General features: G+C 53.5%; 16 protein-coding genes. All 16 read right to left on the reverse strand.

Features of this window, described 5'->3' with window-relative positions; genetic code table 11:
- Positions 1–7: 7 nt before the first annotated feature.
- Entirely contained in the window at positions 8–1,684 is a 1,677-nt protein-coding gene (locus PEL01S_RS25060; RefSeq protein WP_127462196.1) for a ribonuclease J, read from the reverse strand.
- Positions 1,685–1,893: 209 nt separating this feature from the next.
- Positions 1,894–2,769, reverse strand: a complete 876-nt coding sequence (gene dapA, locus PEL01S_RS25065) for a 4-hydroxy-tetrahydrodipicolinate synthase (protein ID WP_127462197.1) — start codon at positions 2,767–2,769, stop codon at positions 1,894–1,896.
- A gap of 28 nt (positions 2,770–2,797) precedes the next feature.
- Positions 2,798–4,015: an aspartate kinase gene (gene dapG, locus PEL01S_RS25070; protein ID WP_010491229.1), complete on the reverse strand. Its 1,218-nt coding sequence runs from the start codon at positions 4,013–4,015 to the stop codon at positions 2,798–2,800.
- An 83-nt stretch (positions 4,016–4,098) separates the two neighbouring features.
- A complete protein-coding gene (locus tag PEL01S_RS25075) occupies positions 4,099–5,139 on the reverse strand; it encodes an aspartate-semialdehyde dehydrogenase (protein ID WP_127462198.1) in 1,041 nt (346 codons plus the stop codon).
- A gap of 44 nt (positions 5,140–5,183) precedes the next feature.
- Positions 5,184–5,777: a dipicolinate synthase subunit B gene (locus tag PEL01S_RS25080; protein ID WP_063187831.1), complete on the reverse strand. Its 594-nt coding sequence runs from the start codon at positions 5,775–5,777 to the stop codon at positions 5,184–5,186.
- Entirely contained in the window at positions 5,774–6,673 is a 900-nt protein-coding gene (gene dpsA, locus PEL01S_RS25085; RefSeq protein ID WP_010491232.1) for a dipicolinate synthase subunit DpsA, read from the reverse strand. Before dpsA ends, PEL01S_RS25080 begins: the two co-directional genes overlap by 4 nt.
- Before the next feature lie 183 nt (positions 6,674–6,856).
- Entirely contained in the window at positions 6,857–7,312 is a 456-nt protein-coding gene (dut, locus tag PEL01S_RS25090; RefSeq protein WP_231885194.1) for a dUTP diphosphatase, read from the reverse strand.
- Positions 7,305–8,555 carry a M16 family metallopeptidase gene (locus PEL01S_RS25095; protein WP_063187835.1) on the reverse strand — a complete coding sequence of 417 codons (1,251 nt, stop codon included), beginning with the start codon at positions 8,553–8,555 and terminating at the stop codon, positions 7,305–7,307. Before PEL01S_RS25095 ends, dut begins: the two co-directional genes overlap by 8 nt.
- A 69-nt stretch (positions 8,556–8,624) precedes the next feature.
- Positions 8,625–9,665: a polysaccharide deacetylase family protein gene (locus PEL01S_RS25100; protein ID WP_063187837.1), complete on the reverse strand. Its 1,041-nt coding sequence runs from the start codon at positions 9,663–9,665 to the stop codon at positions 8,625–8,627.
- Between the two features lie 170 nt (positions 9,666–9,835).
- Positions 9,836–11,938, reverse strand: a complete 2,103-nt coding sequence (pnp, locus tag PEL01S_RS25105) for a polyribonucleotide nucleotidyltransferase (RefSeq protein ID WP_082867239.1) — start codon at positions 11,936–11,938, stop codon at positions 9,836–9,838.
- 243 nt (positions 11,939–12,181) lie between these two features.
- Positions 12,182–12,451, reverse strand: coding sequence for a 30S ribosomal protein S15 (rpsO, locus tag PEL01S_RS25110; protein ID WP_010491237.1), 270 nt, complete (start codon positions 12,449–12,451; stop codon positions 12,182–12,184).
- Between the two features lie 173 nt (positions 12,452–12,624).
- Positions 12,625–13,584 carry a bifunctional riboflavin kinase/FAD synthetase gene (locus tag PEL01S_RS25115; protein WP_127462199.1) on the reverse strand — a complete coding sequence of 320 codons (960 nt, stop codon included), beginning with the start codon at positions 13,582–13,584 and terminating at the stop codon, positions 12,625–12,627.
- 46 nt (positions 13,585–13,630) lie between these two features.
- Entirely contained in the window at positions 13,631–14,572 is a 942-nt protein-coding gene (truB, locus tag PEL01S_RS25120; protein WP_127462200.1) for a tRNA pseudouridine(55) synthase TruB, read from the reverse strand.
- Positions 14,569–15,555 (reverse strand): DHH family phosphoesterase, encoded by a 987-nt coding sequence (locus PEL01S_RS25125; protein WP_127462201.1) that lies wholly within the window; start codon positions 15,553–15,555, stop codon positions 14,569–14,571. The genes truB and PEL01S_RS25125 overlap by 4 nt, the downstream gene beginning before the upstream one ends.
- Positions 15,552–15,908 (reverse strand): 30S ribosome-binding factor RbfA, encoded by a 357-nt coding sequence (gene rbfA, locus PEL01S_RS25130; RefSeq protein WP_010491245.1) that lies wholly within the window; start codon positions 15,906–15,908, stop codon positions 15,552–15,554. The genes PEL01S_RS25125 and rbfA overlap by 4 nt, the downstream gene beginning before the upstream one ends.
- Before the next feature lie 6 nt (positions 15,909–15,914).
- Positions 15,915–18,084: translation initiation factor IF-2 (gene infB / locus PEL01S_RS25135; RefSeq protein ID WP_255320158.1), on the reverse strand; the 2,170-nt coding region annotated here is incomplete at its 5' end.

Here is an 18,084-nt window from a genome sequence, read left to right on the forward strand (position 1 = left end):
GGAAGTTTTACACTTCCATGATGATTGGCAAAATCATCGGTCTTCTTCGGGTTTGCTCATATAAAAATCGGCCGAGTGCGTCTTTGACATGGGTTTTAAGCGAAGCCCATTCATTGACATTTTCGTTCATTAAGCGATGGAGCGTGCTCGTCACGATCCGGTTCGCTTCTTCCAGCAATCCTTCCGACTCCCGAACGTAGACGAAGCCGCGGGAAATGATGTCTGGACCTGACAGAATGGTCCCATCCTGCTTGCTGAGCGTTACGACGACGACCAGAATGCCGTCTTGGGACAACAGCTTACGGTCGCGCAGCACAATGTTGCCAACGTCGCCAACCCCGAGGCCGTCGATGAGAACGTTGCCTGCCTGCACTTTGGACCCTTTGCGGGCAACGCCGTCCTGAATTTCCACCGTATCGCCGTTATCCACGATAAAAATATCTTCACGTGCGATGCCGACCGATTCGGCAAGCATCCCGTGCTGGCGAAGCATCCGGTATTCCCCGTGAATCGGAATAAAATATTTTGGACGCATAATATTCAGCATCAGCTTTAATTCTTCCTGGCTGCCGTGTCCGGATACGTGTACCCCTGTGATCGAGCCAGGCCCGTAAATAACATGCGCACCAATGCGCATCAGTTCGTCCACCGTCCGCCCCACGTACCGCTCATTCCCGGGAATCGGCGTAGCGGCGATGATGACGGTATCGCCGGGCAAAATGTCCATCTTGCGATGCGTAGAGCGGGCCATCCGGGTCAGTGCCGACATCGGCTCGCCCTGGGACCCTGTAGATAGAATGGCTACACGATCGGCCGCGAGTTTGTTCACTTCCTCCGGTTCGATCAGCATGCCATCCGGAACACGCAAGTAGCCCAGTTCGCTGGCGATACCTACTACATTCACCATGCTCCGCCCGATTACGGTCAGCTTGCGGCGTGTCGATTCGCACGCGTCAATGACCTGCTGAATCCGGTGAATGTTGGAGGCGAAGGTCGCAATAACGACACGCTGCTTCGCTTTACGGAATACGTCTTCGATTTCCGCGCCTACGCTGCGCTCCGAACCGGTATATCCCGGACGTTCCGCATTCGTACTATCCGACAACAATGCAATAACGCCTCTACGGCCAATCGCTGCCATCTGGTGAAGATCTGCATACTGCTCGTTGACCGGCGTCTGATCGAACTTGAAGTCGCCGGTATGAACCACGTTACCTTCCGGCGTCTCCAGACATACCCCCACCGAGTCGGGAATACTGTGGTTCGTCTTAAAGAACGTCGCGGTCATGCAGCCGAGCGTCAATTCCGAATCGGCCGTAATGACGATCCGTTTCGTTTCACCGAGCAGATTCGCTTCCTTCAGCTTCATCTCGATCAGACCCATGGTCAGCCTTGTTCCATACACCGGAACGTTCAGGTGCTTAAGAACGTAAGGCAAGCCGCCGATATGATCCTCGTGGCCGTGTGTAATGACGATTCCGCGCACTTTATCGCGATTTTCCGTCAAGTAAGAAATATCGGGAATGACGATATCGATCCCGAGCATATCTTCCTCCGGAAATTTCAATCCGCAGTCTACGACTACAATATCGTTCGCATATTGAACGACATACATGTTCTTCCCGATTTCACCCACGCCGCCCAGGGCAAAAATCGTTAATTTGTCTATATTTTTCTTGGACAAGTAACTAAACCTCCTCAATGTAATTGACGACGATTTCCATATGATTATTCAAAACCAAATTTTAACCGCACCAGTCACTTGACATCATTATACATGAAAAAAATGACTCTTTACAAGTGAGCCGGTCAACTCGGCTATCCACCTTGCGTATAGCGTATTATTCCCAAAACAAAAAAACCGATGCCACAGGGCACCGGTTGTCGTAAAGCTTATGCAAAAAGCGAAGCGATAAATTGTTTTTCTTGCTCCGTGACGTCCACGAGTGGCAGTCGAACCCCGCCCACACGCAATCCTTTCAGGTTAAGCGCATGCTTGACCGGAGCCGGGCTCGGTACGCGATGAGGGCACAGGAACAGCCCGCGGAATACCGGAAGCAGTCGGCCATGAAGCCTCGCCGCCTCTTTTACTTCACCCTGCAAATAGCAATCGATCATCGTTCTCATTTCTTTGCCGATCACATGGCTCGCAACGCTGACGATTCCCCGTGCTCCGACCGCCATAGCGGGGAGCGTAGCGCTATCGTCGCCGCTGTAGACTAGAAAGCCCGGGGCGGCTCCGGTAATGATCTGCGTCAACTGGTCTGTATCCGTGCAGTCCTTCGTCGCAACGATGTTCGGAATGTGCGATAAACGAATCGTCGTTTCCGGCTCGATGTTGACACCGGTACGCCCGGGCACGTTATAAAGGATGATCGGTATGTTAACCGACTCGGCAATGGCTTTGTAATGCTGATACAGTCCTTCTTGCGAAGGTCGATTGTAGTACGGCGCCACCAGTAGCAGCGCATCGACACCAAGCTTTTCAGCCGCTTGTGACAAATGAATGGAATGAGCGGTATCGTAGCTGCCGGTCCCTGCAATAATTTTGCAGCGGCCGCGCGCGTATTTTACGGCCCTTTGAAAACTTTCGAGCTTCTCTTCTTCCGTTAGTGTAGGAGATTCGCCGGTTGTGCCGCAGATAACGAGACTGTCGCTTTGCTGCTCCTCGATCAAGTAGTCCATCACGTTCTCAAATTGCGCCCAGTCGATGTTAAGTTTGTCATCGAACGGTGTAACCATGGCGGTTATCATTGTGCCAAAATCCACGTGTTGTCTCCTCCTAAAACATTATGCGTTATCTATGGAGCTCGAATTTGCGGTGCAGCGCACGGACGGCTTTGACCATATCGTCGCCTTGCACCAGTACCCAGATTGTAGTGTTCGAATCGGCAGATTGCAAAATTTGGATGTCCTCTTCCGTAAGCGCTTCGACAATGTGGGCCATGATGCCGGGTACGCCGTTCATTCCGGCCCCGATGATCGAAACTTTAGCGCAGTTCGGCGTGATGTGCGGCGTATAACCCATTCCCTGAAGCGTTTCGGCCGCCCGCTCCGCCTCATGGTCAAAGACCGTGTACACGACGCCGGACGGGTTGACGTTAATAAAATCGACGCTGATTCGCTGCCGCGCCATCGCTTTAAAGACGTTAAGCTGAAGATCGTAGCTGCCTTCCTGAGGCGCTACCCGAATTTGCGAAATATGCGCCACATGAGCGATGCCCGTCACAAACCGGTCCTGCACGGCGCCAGATTCGTTCCGAAGCGCGTCGGCATGCGTAACAAGCGTTCCTTTATCTTTGGAAAACGTGGAGCGTACCCTTACCGGAATACCAGCATTCATTGCGACTTCTACCGCTCTGGGATGAATGACCTTCGCCCCTAAATGCGCCATGTTGCAGATTTCCATATAAGAGACGACCGAAAGCGGTTTTGCATCTTCCACGATCCTCGGATCTGCCGTCAAAATACCGCTCACATCCGTGAAAATTTCTACGAGCTCCGCATTTAAAGCCGCTCCAAGCGCGGTAGCCGACGTATCGCTTCCGCCCCGGCCGAGCGTCGTAAAATCGCCTGTCGCCGACTCGCCTTGAAATCCGGCGACGATGACGACGTTCCCCTGCTCCAGCAGCTCAAGCATCCGCCCCGGCCGAATCGAGACGATCTGGGCATTGCCAAATTCGTCATTCGTCAAAATTCCCGCTTGCGCGCCGGTTAAAGCAACGGCAGGAATCCCTTCGGCGTTTAGTAAACTGCACAGCGTAGCGGCCGAGATGAATTCGCCGCAGCATAGCAGCATATCCCTTTCGCGCGCAGGCAGGTTATTTCCATTTTGACCAATCCAATCCAGCAGCGTGTCCGTTGCGTAAGGCTCCCCTCTGCGACCCATAGCCGAAACAACAACAACCGTTTTGTATTCTTGGTTCAAAGCATCTTGGATGTGTTCAATAACGTGTGTTCTAGCCTCGGCTGTGGAAAGAGATGTGCCTCCGAATTTTTGCACCAAGATCCTCATGTGATCTCTCCCCTTATCCATGTGCCATAGTTAATAGCATAATTCTGGCTTCCTGAATATCTCAGAAAGCCAGTTTGGTTCCATTATTGCTGCTCGATTGCGATGTATTCGGCAATTTGGACGGCATTCCAAGCCGCTCCCTTGAGCAGGTTGTCGGATACGATCCACAGATTGAGGGCTCTCGGGTTGCTAAGATCGCGGCGAATACGTCCGACGAACGTTTCCAGCTTACCTGTCGCTTCCGTAGCCAGCGGATACAACTGCTCGGCAGCGTTATCCTGTACCACGATTCCCGGCGAATCAGCCAGCAGGCGTTTCACCTCTTCGATATCGAAATCTTGCTTAAGTTCGACATAAACCGATTCGGAGTGGCCGTAAACGACCGGAATCCGCACGCAAGTCGCGGTAACTTCCAGAGATTCGTCACCCATAATTTTTTTCGTTTCGTTGATCATTTTCATTTCTTCATACGTAAAGCCATTGTCCACAAATTTGTCGATTTGCGGAATAGCGTTGAATGCGATTTGATGCTTGACCGGCAAAGAGCCTACCGGCAAAATTTGCGGATCCACAGCATTTCCTTCCAGCACTTCGCGAGACTGGCGAAGCATTTCGTTAATTGCGCTGGCGCCTGCGCCCGATACCGCTTGGTAAGTGGAAACGATGATGCGGGAAATGCCGTAACGGTCGTAAAGTGGCTTCAACGTTTGCACCATTTGAATCGTAGAGCAGTTCGGGTTGGCAATGACCCCTTTGTGGTCGCTGACTTTGTCGATATTTACCTCAGGCACGACAAGCGGCGTTTCCGGGTCCATCCGGAACGCGCTGGTGTTGTCGATACATACGGTTCCATGCTTGATCGCTTCCGGAACCAGTTCCCGGCTGACGTCGCCTCCTGCGCTGAACAGGGCAATGTCTACGCCTTTGAAGCTGTCCGGCGTTGCTTCTTCAATCGTCACTTCACGGCCTTTGAACTGAAGTTTCTTGCCTGCGGACCGGGCCGAGGACAAGAGCTTCAGCTCTTGGATGGGGAAATTCCGTTCAGCCAGCAAACGGAGGATCTGTTCTCCTACGGCACCTGTCGCGCCTACTACTGCGACGTTAAACAACTTTTGATTCGACATGTATTGTCCTCTCCCCTAAAGAATAAATGATAAAAAATGCAGGATCAGTAATTAAACCGTTCAATCAGCATCGGCTGCAGCTGCTTGCCCTGAAGGGCCGCCTCGCAAGCTTCCATAATCAAATCCATACGCGCCACAAGCGAATTCGGCTTGACCGTCGGCGCATCCTGTCCGAACGGGACGAAATAAATATTTTTGGTAATCAGCAGCTTACCAATATTCGTGGCGTTCAGTCCCAGTCCGTCATTTGTCGAAATCGCCAGCACAAGCGGCCTCCCGTTGCGCATCTGCGCTTTGGCCGCCATCAGCACGGGACTTTCCGTCATGGCGTTGGCAAGCTTGCTGGTCGTATTCCCGGTACAGGGAGCAATCACCATTATGTCGAGGAGTTTCGAAGGACCGAGCGGTTCTGCATCTACAATTGAAGAAATAATATCATTTCCTGTGATCTCTTTCAACTCTTTTTGCCAATTTGCCGACGTGCCGAAACGGGTGTCCGTGGTCATGATCGTATTAGATACGATGGGCACGACCTTAGCCCCGGCGTTGACAAAACGCCGGATTTGCGGCATCGTTTCTTCAAACGTGCAATGAGAGCCGGTCAATGCAAAGCCTACCGTCAATTGATCCCAATTCATTCCCCGTTCCTCCTTCGTCTTGCATCCTCCATAATGATGCGGGTCAACGTGTCGGCAATGATGCGTCCGGCCGTCTTCGGGGCGACGATCCCGGGCAGCCCTGGTGCGAGCATCGCCTTCACGCCGCGCTTTTCGGCATAGCGGAAATCGGTTCCGCCCGGCTTGGAGGCAAGATCGATAATAATGGCGCGATGCGGGATATTAGCGATGACTTGAGCGGTGACCACCATGGCCGGGATGGTATTGAACAACAAATCCGTTTGGGATACATGGGAAATCAGGTCTTGGGTATAAAAGGGGTTCATTCCCATCTCGATCGCGCGCGCATAATATTCGGGCTTGTTGACGCCTACCTTGACCTTCGCGCCCATGCCTTGCAGCGTGCGGGCAAGCGTCGCTCCGGTTCTGCCGAAGCCAAGCACCATGGATTCCGAGCCGTGAATGGTGATATCCGTGTTCTGAATCGCCATCATCACCGCGCCTTCGGCTGTCGGAATGGAGTTGTAAATCGCCACATCGTCGCGGTCGAACAATTCGATCAGTGTGATGCCTTCGTTCGAACACAATTCGCGTAAGTAAGGTTTGGCCATGCCCGTAAAGACGATGGCATGTTTCGGCAGAGCAGCTATATGTTCATGGTTGAGTCGCAATTCTTTGGATGAAAACAGACTGTCCACATTTCCTTGATCGTCCGTCCCAACAGCAGGCAAAATGACGGCATCCAAAGCCACAAGCGCTTCGGGCGTCAATTCTGCCTTGGTAATCCCGCTTGAACCGTTCTGCAAATTATCAAAGCCGAACAAAACGACGGATGCGTCGAGTTCGGAGCATTTTTGAATCACCTCGAGCTGCCTGGCATCGCCGCCGATCAACGCTACTTGAATCCCGGTCAGCATTCATTCTCACCTCTTTCCATGTCGCTCTCGATAAATCATCTTATGCGACAGCCCAGAGATGGGTTCCAGCAGATCAAGCCCTCAAACGCCGGCGGCACGCAACGCTCGGCGCCAGCAAAAAAGCGCTCTTCCACCGGGCCGAAATGCCGGCCTGCGGAAAAGCGCTTAGAGCGTCCGTTTTCCCTATTTTGTTCCCGTATGTCCGAAGCCACCTGCTCCGCGTTCCGTCTCGTCCAGCTCGCTTACCTCGGTCAGCGTAATGAGCGGCACCGTTTGGAACACCATCTGCGCAATACGCTCGTTACGGTTAATGGTGAACGTTTCTTTGCCGTGATTGATCAGCAGCACCTTGACTTCGCCGCGGTAATCAGCATCAATCGTGCCCGGCGTGTTCAAGGAGGTGATTCCGTGTTTAAAAGCAAGCCCGCTTCGCGGACGAATTTGAGCTTCCAGCCCTGCCGGCATGGCAAGCGCAAATCCGGTCGGAATGAGCGCCCGTTCGCCCGGCCCGAGATCAAGCGGCTCGCTTACGGCCGCATACAGGTCGAAGCCGCTGGCAAGCTCGGACATTTTTTGCGGCAGCGCGATATCTTCGTTCCCCGGCAGCCGTTTAATGAATACTTCGATTCGTTCAGACAAGCTGATCCCTCCTAAATCCGGCGATGGCCTCATTCGTCTGCCCGACCATAGCCAATGCGAACGGAACGGACAGCAGCTCCGCCGTCAGCGCTTGAACGTGCTCCATCTCCACGCTTTCGATACGCTGTATCATTTCATCCAGATTGTAATGTCGGCCAAGCATCAATTCATTCTTCCCGATCCGGTTCATCCGGCTGCTGGTGCTCTCCAGGCTCAGAATCAAGCTGCCTTTCATCTGTTCCTTGCCCTTCTTCAGCTCGGTCGGGGTCAATCCCTTCTCTTTGATGTCGGCCAGCAGCTCCAGCGTCACCTTAAGCACTTCTTCGGTCTGCTTAGGAGCCGTACCGGTATAGACGGTAAAAAGCCCCCCGTCCTGGTAGGAAGAATGATAGGAATATACCGAGTAGGCCAGCCCGCGTTTCTCGCGAATTTCCTGGAATAACCGGGAGCTCATTCCGCCGCCGATCGCATTGTTCAGCAGGATCATCGCATATAGCCGGTCGTCCTTCGCAGCCAGCCCGGGCAGCGATAGACAGATATGATTTTGCTCGGTTTTCTTCTGATGGTATTCGGAATCGCTCCGGAACGCCAAAGGCTCGAGTGTGGCCTGCGAGCCCGCATTTGCGAAGCTGCCGAAATGCTTCTCGATCAAGCCGACAACATCGTCGTTAATGTTACCGGCGATGCTGATGACCGTATTGGCAATCGTATAGTGCGACTTCATGTACTCCTTGAGCGTATCGGAGGTCATCGCCGCCAGATTGCTTTGCGTGCCGATGATCGTACGTCCGAGCGAATGCCCGCCGAAAGCGGCCCGGGCAATCAGATCATGCACCATATCGTCCGGGGTATCTTCATACATCGCTATTTCTTCATAAATGACATTTTTTTCTTTTTCCAATTCCGTCTCATCGAATACCGAACCGAAAAACATATCGGAGAGCACCTCCACCGCGAGCGGCAGATGCTCGTCCAGCACCTTGCAATAATAGCATGTGTACTCCTTGGAAGTGAAGGCGTTCACGTTGCCTCCGATGCCGTCAAAAATTTCGGCGATATCTTTAGCGGAGTATTTTTCCGTGCCCTTGAAGAGCATATGCTCGATAAAATGCGAAATGCCGTTGTTCGTCTCGTTTTCGCTGCGCGATCCGGTTTTGACCCAGATGCCGAAAGCAACGGAGCGGCACGTCGGAATTTTCTCGATGACGAGCCGCAGTCCGTTGGTAAGTGTGTATTTGTCCAAACGCTTTAAGCCTCCTCGGTACGGCGAAGTCTTGATTCCCTACATAGGTATAACATTCTGATATTACCATTATTGTCCGGCGGACTCAACCTTCGGAACCCGTGCGGGCGAGATGACCTCGCTGACGGTGCCCAAAGACAGCCCTTTGGCCCGGATTGCGCGAATCATGCCCTGCAACGCGGCGCTACTCGATGACGTAGGATGCATCAGGATCAGCGAGCCGGGCTCGATCCGTGTAGCTACTTTATGTACGATGGAAGATGGCTCCGGCTTTTTCCAATCTACCGTATCGATCGTCCAGAGAATGGTGCGCAGCTTCATCTCGTGCGCGACGTCTACGGTCATTTGATTGTAATCGCCCGAAGGCGGGGCAAACAGACGGTTCTGCACGCCCAGCTCTTGCTTCAGCATCGCCTCGGTCTTGCTGATTTCGGCTGCGGCTTGCGTCCGGCTGAGCTTGCTCATGTCCCGGTGAGAGTAGGCATGATTGGAAACTTCGTGCCCTTCTCCCATAATTGCGCGGGCGGTCGGAATATTTTTTTTCAGCCACGTTCCGTCGAAAAAAAAGGTCGCATGCACCTGCTCCTTGCGAAGAATGTCCAGCATTCGCGGCAAAAACTCGTCGCCCCACGCCACATTGATCATGAGCGCAGCCATCGGCTTCGCCGGGTTGCCCTTGTAGATCGGATTCGGTCCGAGTTGATCCAGATCGACTTGAGGCGGCACTTCGCGGAATACGAGCTGCGGCGTTTCCGGAAACGACTGCCGTTCTGCCAGCTCCAGCGACTTCTCGACATCGACTTCCAGCCCGTTGTATCCCGGTATCGCTTTCCAGACGCGATCGATCTTGGCGTCCACCGGCGGGATATTGCGCTTCGCCGCCTCGGCCTTGATTCTCTCAAACACTCTGGCCCGCCGATCTTTCCCTACGTCATTCCATACCCTTAGCGACAGCAAAGAGGAGAACGTCCGTACATCGTCAGCGGCCCGTTCATTACCGTTCTTCTCTCTGGCATGCTGTACAAATCGGTCGACCGCCGGAGAGAACTGCAGGACGAGCAGCAGCGCTCCAAAGCATAATGACGCAGCTAACCATCGTTTGCGTTTCATGCCCATTCTCCTGTCCACACCTGTTTGTCCCCATCTTATGCCCTGCGGGACAGGTTTAGACCAACATATAGAGAGTGACGCGGCTGAAATCCGGATTTTCGGGCAAACAAAAAAGAGACAGACTACTCTGGCTCTTTCTGCATGCTCGCTTGAAAAACTCAAGCGTTAAATTAGGATTGGGCTGGAACTTGCGCCGTCAATACCGCTTTACGCGACAAATTGACACGGCCTTGGTTGTCGATCTCCGTAACTTTCACGGTAATCGTATCGCCAATCTTGACGACATCTTCCACCTTGCCTACCCGCTCGGTCGACAACTGGGAAATGTGCACCAAGCCTTCTTTGCCCGGTAAAATTTCGACGAAAGCGCCAAACTTTTCGATCCGCTTCACGGTGCCGAGATACGTTTCCCCGACGATGACTTCGCGGACGATGCCTTCGATGATTTGACGCGCTTTTTCATTCATCTCGCTGTTGGACGAAGCGATGAAGACGCGGCCATCCTGCTCGATGTCGATTTTCACGCCGGTTTCTTCGATGATTTTGTTGATGATTTTGCCGCCCGCTCCGATGACATCGCGGATTTTGTCCGGGTTGATCTGCATCGTGACGATTTTCGGCGCATAAGGCGACAGGTCCGATTTCGGCTGCGAAATGCGATCCAGCATTTTGTTCAAAATGTGCATGCGACCTTTTTTCGCCTGCTCCAACGCATCCGTCAAAATAGCCCGGTCGATTCCGTCGATTTTGATATCCATCTGCAGCGCGGTAACCCCTTTAGCGGTACCTGCCACTTTAAAGTCCATATCGCCAAGGTGGTCTTCCATCCCTTGGATGTCCGTCAAGATCGAGTAATGCTCCCCGTCTTTGATCAGACCCATAGCTACGCCAGCTACCGGAGCTTTGATCGGAACGCCTGCATCCATCATCGCCAGCGTGCTCGCGCAAATGCTCGCCTGCGAAGTGGAGCCGTTCGATTCCAGCACCTCGGAAACCAGACGGATCGTATACGGGAAGTCGACTTCAGAAGGAATAACCGGCTCCAGCGCACGTTCGCCGAGCGCCCCGTGTCCGATTTCACGCCGTCCCGGCGCACGCAGCGGACGGGCTTCGCCTACGCTGAACGGCGGGAAGTTATAATGATGCATAAACCGTTTCGATTCTTCCAGGTCGAGACCGTCGAGAATTTGCACGTCGCCGAGCGCTCCAAGCGTACATATGCTGAGTGCTTGCGTTTGGCCGCGGGTAAACAAACCGGAACCGTGCGTACGCGGCAGCAGGTTGATATCGCATTCGATCGGTCTGATTTCATCGAGTCCGCGTCCGTCCGGACGAACTTTATCGTGCGTAATCAAGCGGCGCACTTCTTCTTTCACGATATCGTACAGCGTTTCTTTGACGTCGGCCATTTTCTCCGGCGTTTCGGCGTAAACCGCGGCAAAATGCTCCTTCGCTTCGCTATTAATCGCGTCGATCGCATCTTGTCTTGCGTGCTTCTCCGGAATTTTGACCGCTTCCACCAGACGGGCTTGAGCGAACTCGCGAACCGCTTGGTTTACGTCGCTATCGACGCTGTGAAGCTTGACTTCCATTTTCGGCTTGCCGACTTCCTGCACGAATTGCTCCTGAACGGCAACGATTTTGCGGATTTCGTCATGACCGAACATGATCGCTTCCAGCATCACTTCCTCCGGCACTTCTTCCGCACCGGCTTCAACCATCATGATAGCATCCTTCGTGCCTGCAACGACGAGGTGGATATCACTTTTTTCCGATTGCTCGAGGGTCGGATTAATGACGAACTGCCCGTCTACCCGTCCGACTATGACTCCGCCCACCGGACCGTTAAATGGTACATCCGAGATGCTGAGCGCTGCGGAGGTTCCGATCATGGCCGCAATTTCCGGCGCACATTCCTGATCCACACTCATGACGATCGCAACGATCTGCACGTCATTGCGGAATCCTTCCGGAAACAACGGACGAATCGGACGGTCCGTCAAACGGCTGGACAAAATCGCTTTCTCGCTGGGACGTCCTTCCCTTTTAATAAAGCCTCCGGGGATTTTACCTACCGAATAAAGACGCTCCTCGTAGTTCACGGTTAGAGGGAAAAAATCCAAATCTTTCGGCTCGGCGGAAGCCGTTACCGTACAAAGCACGACAGTTTCGCCGTAACGCGCAACGACAGCGCCGTTCGCCTGCTTCGCCAGACGTCCGGTTTCCAGAATCAACGGACGGCCGCCGAGATCCATCTGCACTTGCTTCTCCATATTCAACCTCCTCAATTTTCGTTCAAAGCTTTTGAAACTTCTTACCCGGAATTCGGTTATGTAGAATTATTCGACCGAGGTCTTCCTTAACCATTCTGCATATTAGTCAGTATTTCCTGCTTTTTATGAAAATAGTGCTATCCCGATATTTTAAAAAAGCAACCCCGCAGCCCGTGCATCCGTACGCCAGGCGTTCCGGCGTGCACAAAGGACAAACGTGGTTGCTTTAGTTGTAAGGCTGAATTAACGGCGCAGACCGAGTTTTTCGATCAAAGCGCTGTAACGTTTGACGTCTTTGTTTTTCAAGTACGTCAGAAGCTTACGGCGTTGGCCGACCATTTTGAGCAGACCGCGACGAGAATGATGATCTTTCTTGTGCGTCTTCAAGTGGCTGGTCAGGTTCACAATGTTTTCCGTAAGAATTGCAACTTGCACTTCTGGAGATCCCGTGTCGCTTTCATGCGTCTTGTGCGTTTGGATCAGTTCCTGCTTGCGTTCTTGTGTCAATGCCATGATTAAGTCACCTCCGAAAATAATAAGTATATCCCCTGTGGCCCAGAGACCGATGGAGTACTCGATTCTCCATGCCAAGGTTCATGCGATGTCCTGTATTCCTCATGCGATAGCATGTTGAATCGACAACGCTTCATAGTATACCATAGTTTGTTTATAAAAGTAAAATACAATTACGAGTTTTGAATCGTTTTTCGAGCCGCAAGGATCGAACGCGCTTGATCCGCATCTTGACCGATCTGGGAAATCAGCTCTTGAACCGAAGCGAATCTCCGTTCTTCACGAATAAACGCGAGCAGTTCCACCTGTACGTCCTCTCCATAGATCGTTTCGTGGAAATCGAACAAATGCGCCTCCAGCGCGGGCTGCGTCAGGCCGGTAACGAAGGTAGGCTTCACTCCGACATTCATAACCCCGCCTACTTTGCGCCCCCCAACAGTGACCTGTACGGCATAGACGCCATTGGCTGGAATAACGTAAGGCTGGCTCACCTCAAGATTCGCGGTCGGGAAACCTATTGTACGGCCCCGCCCGTCTCCGTGCACGACTGTTCCTTCCAGCCGGTAAGGCCGGGCAAGCAGCGCATTCGCTTCGGCAATATCGCCGCGCAGCAAGCATTCGCGAATCAACGTGCTGCTAACTTTCTCGCCGTTCCTGTGAAACGGACGAACCACCTCGACCGCAAATCTCCCCTTGGCCAAATCGCACAGCGTATCCGGCGTCCCTGCGCCCTTGTAGCCGAAGGTGAAGTCAAATCCGACGAAAACCGTACTGACCTTCATCGGCACGAGCATACGCTCGACAAACTGTTCGGGCGTTACGCGCATAAACGATTCGCTAAAATCCACGACATAGGTCGTGTCGACCTGAAGCTGCCGCAGCAATTCCTGCTTGGCCGCGAGCGGCGTAAGCAGCTTGGTGTATTTGTCCATCCCGAGCACTTGTCTGGGATGCGGATGAAACGTCATGATGGCAGCCGGCAGTTGAAGCTCGGCCCCGCGTTCGACCGCCCTCTGAATCACTTCCCGGTGACCGAGGTGAACGCCGTCAAAATCTCCGATCGCCAGCACCTTGGCGGAATCGTCGGGACGGCCGTCCTGCGGCAGCGGATACGATAGCTGTACCGTTTCCATGGATGTCTTTCACCTACATTTCTTTGGTGCGTTTGACCGCTCAAGCTCAAGAAAATATTTTGACCGGCAGCAGCAATCCCGGTTCCGAATCCCATTCAAAAAGCCCGATTAACGCGCCCGTCTCTTCCGCGAAGCAGGCGACCGTCGGCTCACCGATGAACGAAAAGGCGTTTAAGGCTGCCTTCTGCCCCTCGCTGACGCGAATCTTTTGCCCCTGCAGCGCCTTCTGCGCTTGAACGGAAGAAAGCTGGACGGACGGTAAATGGGCAACGGCCTGCTCCATCGGAATCAACCGTCCGGCAAGCTCTCCGTTTTGGTGAAGAGCTTCGATCTGTTCAAGCGTTAGGCATCGTTCCGGCCCAATATGTCCGGTTGAGGTTCGCACCAGCTCTGCCATAACGGCCGGAACGCCAAGAGCTTTTCCGATATCCGCACACAACGTGCGAATATACGTTCCCTTGGAGCAGTCGACGCGAAATTTGACTTTCGGATAATCTCCCGACCAATCCGTCTCCAGCACTTCGATGCCGTAAATCGTGACCGTCCGGGATTTCCGCTCCACTTGGACGCCCTGCCGCGCCAACTCGTACAATCGTTTGCCGTCCACCTTGACGGCAGAATACATCGGCGGCACCTGTTCGATGTCGCCGATAAAGCGTAAAACCGCCGCTGTCACTTGCTCCGGCGTTAACCGTTCTCCAAGACGCTCCACCCGCTCCAGCACTTCCCCCGACAGGTCTTCCGTATCGGTGGCAAGTCCCAAGAGCAGCGTCGCTTCATACGCTTTCGGCAGCTCCTGGATGTACTCCACAAGCCGGGTTGCCCTGCCGATGCAAAGCGGCAGGACGCCAGTCACTTGGGGATCGAGCGTTCCCGTATGGCCGATCCGCTTTATTCTAACGATGCGGCGCACTTTAGCTACCACATCGTGGGAAGTAAAGCCTTTCGGCTTCCACACGGGCAAAATACCTTCCAATTCCGTTGTCATGCGAGTGCCATCCCTACTTCCCGAACAACCCGTTCAACCGCTTCGGACATCGAACCGCGAATCGTGCACCCGGCCGCTTTGACATGCCCGCCGCCGCCGAATTTTTGGGCAAGCGCCGCGACATCGGCCAAACCTCCGGAACGGAAGCTGACTTTAACGATGCCGGGCTCTTTTTCCTTGAACAGCATGCCGACTTCAACCCCTTCGACATTGCGGGCATAGTTGACGAGTCCGTCCATATCTTCGCTGGATGCATCGGTAGCGGACAAATCGTCCAAAGTGACGGACAGCCAGGCAACCTTGTTGTCATGGGCAAAGGACAATGTATTAAGGCTTCGCTTCAGCAAGGATACCTGACCGAGCGTCATCGTTTCGAGCAGCCTTTCGGCAAGCTCATACCCTTTCACACCTCGTGCCAGCATATCTGCCGCAATCTGCATCACTTTGGGCGTCGTATTGGAATAACGGAAGCCTCCCGTATCGGTCAGCAAACCGGTGTAAATACAATCGTTCAGCTCCGGCGTGAACTCCAGGTTCAGCTCTAGCGCCAGATCGTACAGCACCTCTACGGTAGCCGCGGCATCGGAACGCACCAGATTCACGGTTCCGAAACCGTCATTGGTGGCGTGATGATCGATGTTCAGCAGCTTCCGCTCCTGCGCGAAGCATTCGCTCACCAAGCCGATTCGTCCGAAATCCGCGCAATCGACCGAGATCACTGCCGAGAACTTGCGTTCGGGCGGATCTTTCACGTATTCGATGACCGTATGAGGGCCGGCCATATACATGAACTTATCCGGGATCCGGCCTTCGTTGATCAGTGTGAATCGTTTGTTTAACGACTGCAGCATCCAAGCGACCGCAAACGTGGACCCGGCGGCATCGCCGTCGGGTTGCACGTGGGCTACGACCAGAAAATCATCCTGCTCGCGGATAAACCCGGCCGCCGCTTGAAGCTGAACGGCATATTCCGCTGCGGTCATTCTTCCGCATTCCCGTCGTTAATTTGGTGAATAAGCGTTTCGATCTTGCTGCCGTAATCGATCGAGGCGTCGAACTTAAACAGCAGTTCCGGAATTTTACGCATCCGAATTCGTTTGCCGAGCTCGGAACGGATAAAGCCGGTGCCGCGGGCGAGTGCCTTCAGCGTTTCTTCCTTCTGTTCGTCGCTGCCGAGCACGCTCAAGTATACTTTGGCCTGGGAAAAATCATTCGTCACATCGACGCCGGTCACGGTAATGAAACCGATGCGCGGGTCTTTCAGTTCGGATTGAATGATCTGGCTTAATTCCTTCTTGATTTGTTCCCCGACTCTGCCCACGCGAATTTTTGCCATAGCGGATCACCTCTCTACAGTTTCCATAACGAAGGCTTCAATCGTGTCTCCCTCTTTAAGATCATTAAAACGCTCCAAAGATATACCGCATTCGTAGCCTTGCGCCACTTCTTTCGCATCATCCTTGAATCGTTTCAGCGAGTCGATCTTGCCTTCGAAAACGACGATTCCGCTGCGGACAATCCGCACTTCGGCAGAGCGGACGATTTTGCCGTCCGTCACCATGCAGCCCGCAATCGTGCCGACCTTGGACACTTTAAAGATGTTGCGGACTTCAGCATGCCCGATAACGACTTCTTTATATTCCGGATCGAGAAGCCCCTTCATCGCTTGCTCGATTTCTTCCATGACTTTGTAAATGATGCTGTGCAGACGAATATCAACTTTTTCCTGCTCCGCGGTATTTTTCGCTTGCGGCTCCGGACGGACGTTAAAGCCGATGACGATCGCATTGGAAGCCGATGCCAGAATAACGTCGGACTCGGTGATAGCCCCTACGCCGCTATGCAAAATTTTAACGCGCGCGCCTTCGACGTCGATTTTCTCCAAAGAGCCTTTGAGCGCCTCGGCAGAACCTTGAACGTCCGCTTTAATGATGACGTTAAGATCCTTAACTTCGCCTTCTTTAATCTGTTTGTACAGATCGTCCAGCGTAACGCGGGCGTTCGCGCCCATCTCGGATTGGCGCAGCGTGATAGCACGCTTCTCGGCGATATCTCTCGCTTTACGCTCGTCCTCGAAGGCCAGGAACGGATCGCCGGCTTGAGGCACTTCGGTCAAACCGGTAATTTCCACCGGCGTCGAAGGCCCGGCTTCTTTCAGCTTGCGTCCTTTATCGTTCATCATGGCCCGCACACGCCCGAAGCATACGCCTGCGACGAAGCTGTCGCCCACTTTAAGCGTACCGTGTTGGATCAAGATGCGCGCCACCGGTCCTTTGCCTTTGTCCAGCTCAGCTTCGATGACCGTTCCTCTGGCACGCTTGTTCGGATTGGCTTTAAGCTCCTGCACTTCGGCTACAAGCAAAATCATATCGAGCAGATTTTCCAGCCCGATCCCTTGCTTCGCGGAAATGTTGCAGAAAATCGTATCGCCGCCCCACTCTTCAGGAACAAGCTCGTATTCGGTCAACTCTTGCTTGACCCGATCCGGGTTCGCATCCGGCTTATCGATTTTGTTCACCGCAACGATAATCGGCACTTTCGCCGCTTTGGCGTGACTGATCGCCTCTACCGTTTGCGGCATGACGCCGTCATCGGCTGCAACCACGATAATGGTGATATCTGTCACCTGTGCGCCGCGGGCACGCATAGACGTAAACGCTTCGTGACCCGGCGTATCAAGGAACGTGATCTTTTTGTTGTGAGTTTCTACCTGGTAAGCGCCGATATGCTGCGTGATACCGCCCGCTTCGCCTTCGGTTACGCTTGTCTTGCGGATCGCATCGAGAAGAGTCGTTTTTCCGTGGTCGACGTGACCCATGATGGTGACCACCGGAGGACGCTCCATCAGATCCGCTTCTTCGTCCTGCTCTTCGAATTGTTCGAATTTGTCTTCCTCGACCGGAATTTTCAGCTCGACTTCCACACCGTAATCGGATGCAAGTAGTTGGATCGCATCCAAATCAAGCTCCTGATTGATGGTTGCCATGACGCCGAGGAACAGAAGCTTCTTAATGACTTCGGAAGCATCCTTATGCAGCGCTTTGGCCATCTCGCCTACAGTCATCGTTCCACGCACGATAATTTTCTTCGGCGTATTATCGATTTTCGGTTTCGGAGGCTCCTGATTCCTACCGCCACGACCTTGGGCTCTGCCGCGGTTTTGTTGGCCTCTTCCACCGCCCCGGTTATCTTCAAAGCGTTTATTATTATTATTCGGTTTCGATTTCTTTGCGCCTCTGTTGGCTGCCGAATCGTCTACATCCATACCGATAGTAGCTGCCGTCGGCTTCGGAGGAATGGACGCCTGGCGGTTGCCGCTGTTATTGCGCTGCTCGAAGCCGCCGCCTCTGCGTTGATCCGGACGCTGGCCCTGCTGGCCGCCGCCTTGACCTCCACGATTGCCGCCGCCTTGGCCTCCTTGGCCCTGGCCTTGACCACCGCGATAACCGCCGCCCTGGCCTCCTTGACCCTGACCTTGACCTTGACCGCCGCGATAGCCGCCGCCTTGACCC

This window comes from Paenibacillus elgii NBRC 100335, from assembly GCF_004000865.1.
In the GTDB taxonomy this organism is placed as follows: Bacteria; Bacillota; Bacilli; order Paenibacillales; family NBRC-103111; genus Paenibacillus_G; species Paenibacillus_G elgii.

What these genes read in the sequence shown, in the direction of transcription:
- dapG (WP_010491229.1), bottom strand. Translation starts at nt 4,015, where the DNA reads ATGAGGATCTTGGTGCAAAAATTCGGAGGCACATCTCTTTCCACAGCC.
- PEL01S_RS25075 (WP_127462198.1), bottom strand. Translation starts at nt 5,139, where the DNA reads ATGTCGAATCAAAAGTTGTTTAACGTCGCAGTAGTAGGCGCGACAGGT.
- PEL01S_RS25080 (WP_063187831.1), bottom strand. Translation starts at nt 5,777, where the DNA reads ATGAATTGGGATCAATTGACGGTAGGCTTTGCATTGACCGGCTCTCAT.
- dpsA (WP_010491232.1), bottom strand. Translation starts at nt 6,673, where the DNA reads ATGCTGACCGGGATTCAAGTAGCGTTGATCGGCGGCGATGCCAGGCAG.
- PEL01S_RS25100 (WP_063187837.1), bottom strand. Translation starts at nt 9,665, where the DNA reads ATGAAACGCAAACGATGGTTAGCTGCGTCATTATGCTTTGGAGCGCTG.
- pnp (WP_082867239.1), bottom strand. Translation starts at nt 11,938, where the DNA reads ATGGAGAAGCAAGTGCAGATGGATCTCGGCGGCCGTCCGTTGATTCTG.
- rpsO (WP_010491237.1), bottom strand. Translation starts at nt 12,451, where the DNA reads ATGGCATTGACACAAGAACGCAAGCAGGAACTGATCCAAACGCACAAG.
- PEL01S_RS25115 (WP_127462199.1), bottom strand. Translation starts at nt 13,584, where the DNA reads ATGGAAACGGTACAGCTATCGTATCCGCTGCCGCAGGACGGCCGTCCC.
- truB (WP_127462200.1), bottom strand. Translation starts at nt 14,572, where the DNA reads ATGACAACGGAATTGGAAGGTATTTTGCCCGTGTGGAAGCCGAAAGGC.
- PEL01S_RS25125 (WP_127462201.1), bottom strand. Translation starts at nt 15,555, where the DNA reads ATGACCGCAGCGGAATATGCCGTTCAGCTTCAAGCGGCGGCCGGGTTT.
- rbfA (WP_010491245.1), bottom strand. Translation starts at nt 15,908, where the DNA reads ATGGCAAAAATTCGCGTGGGCAGAGTCGGGGAACAAATCAAGAAGGAA.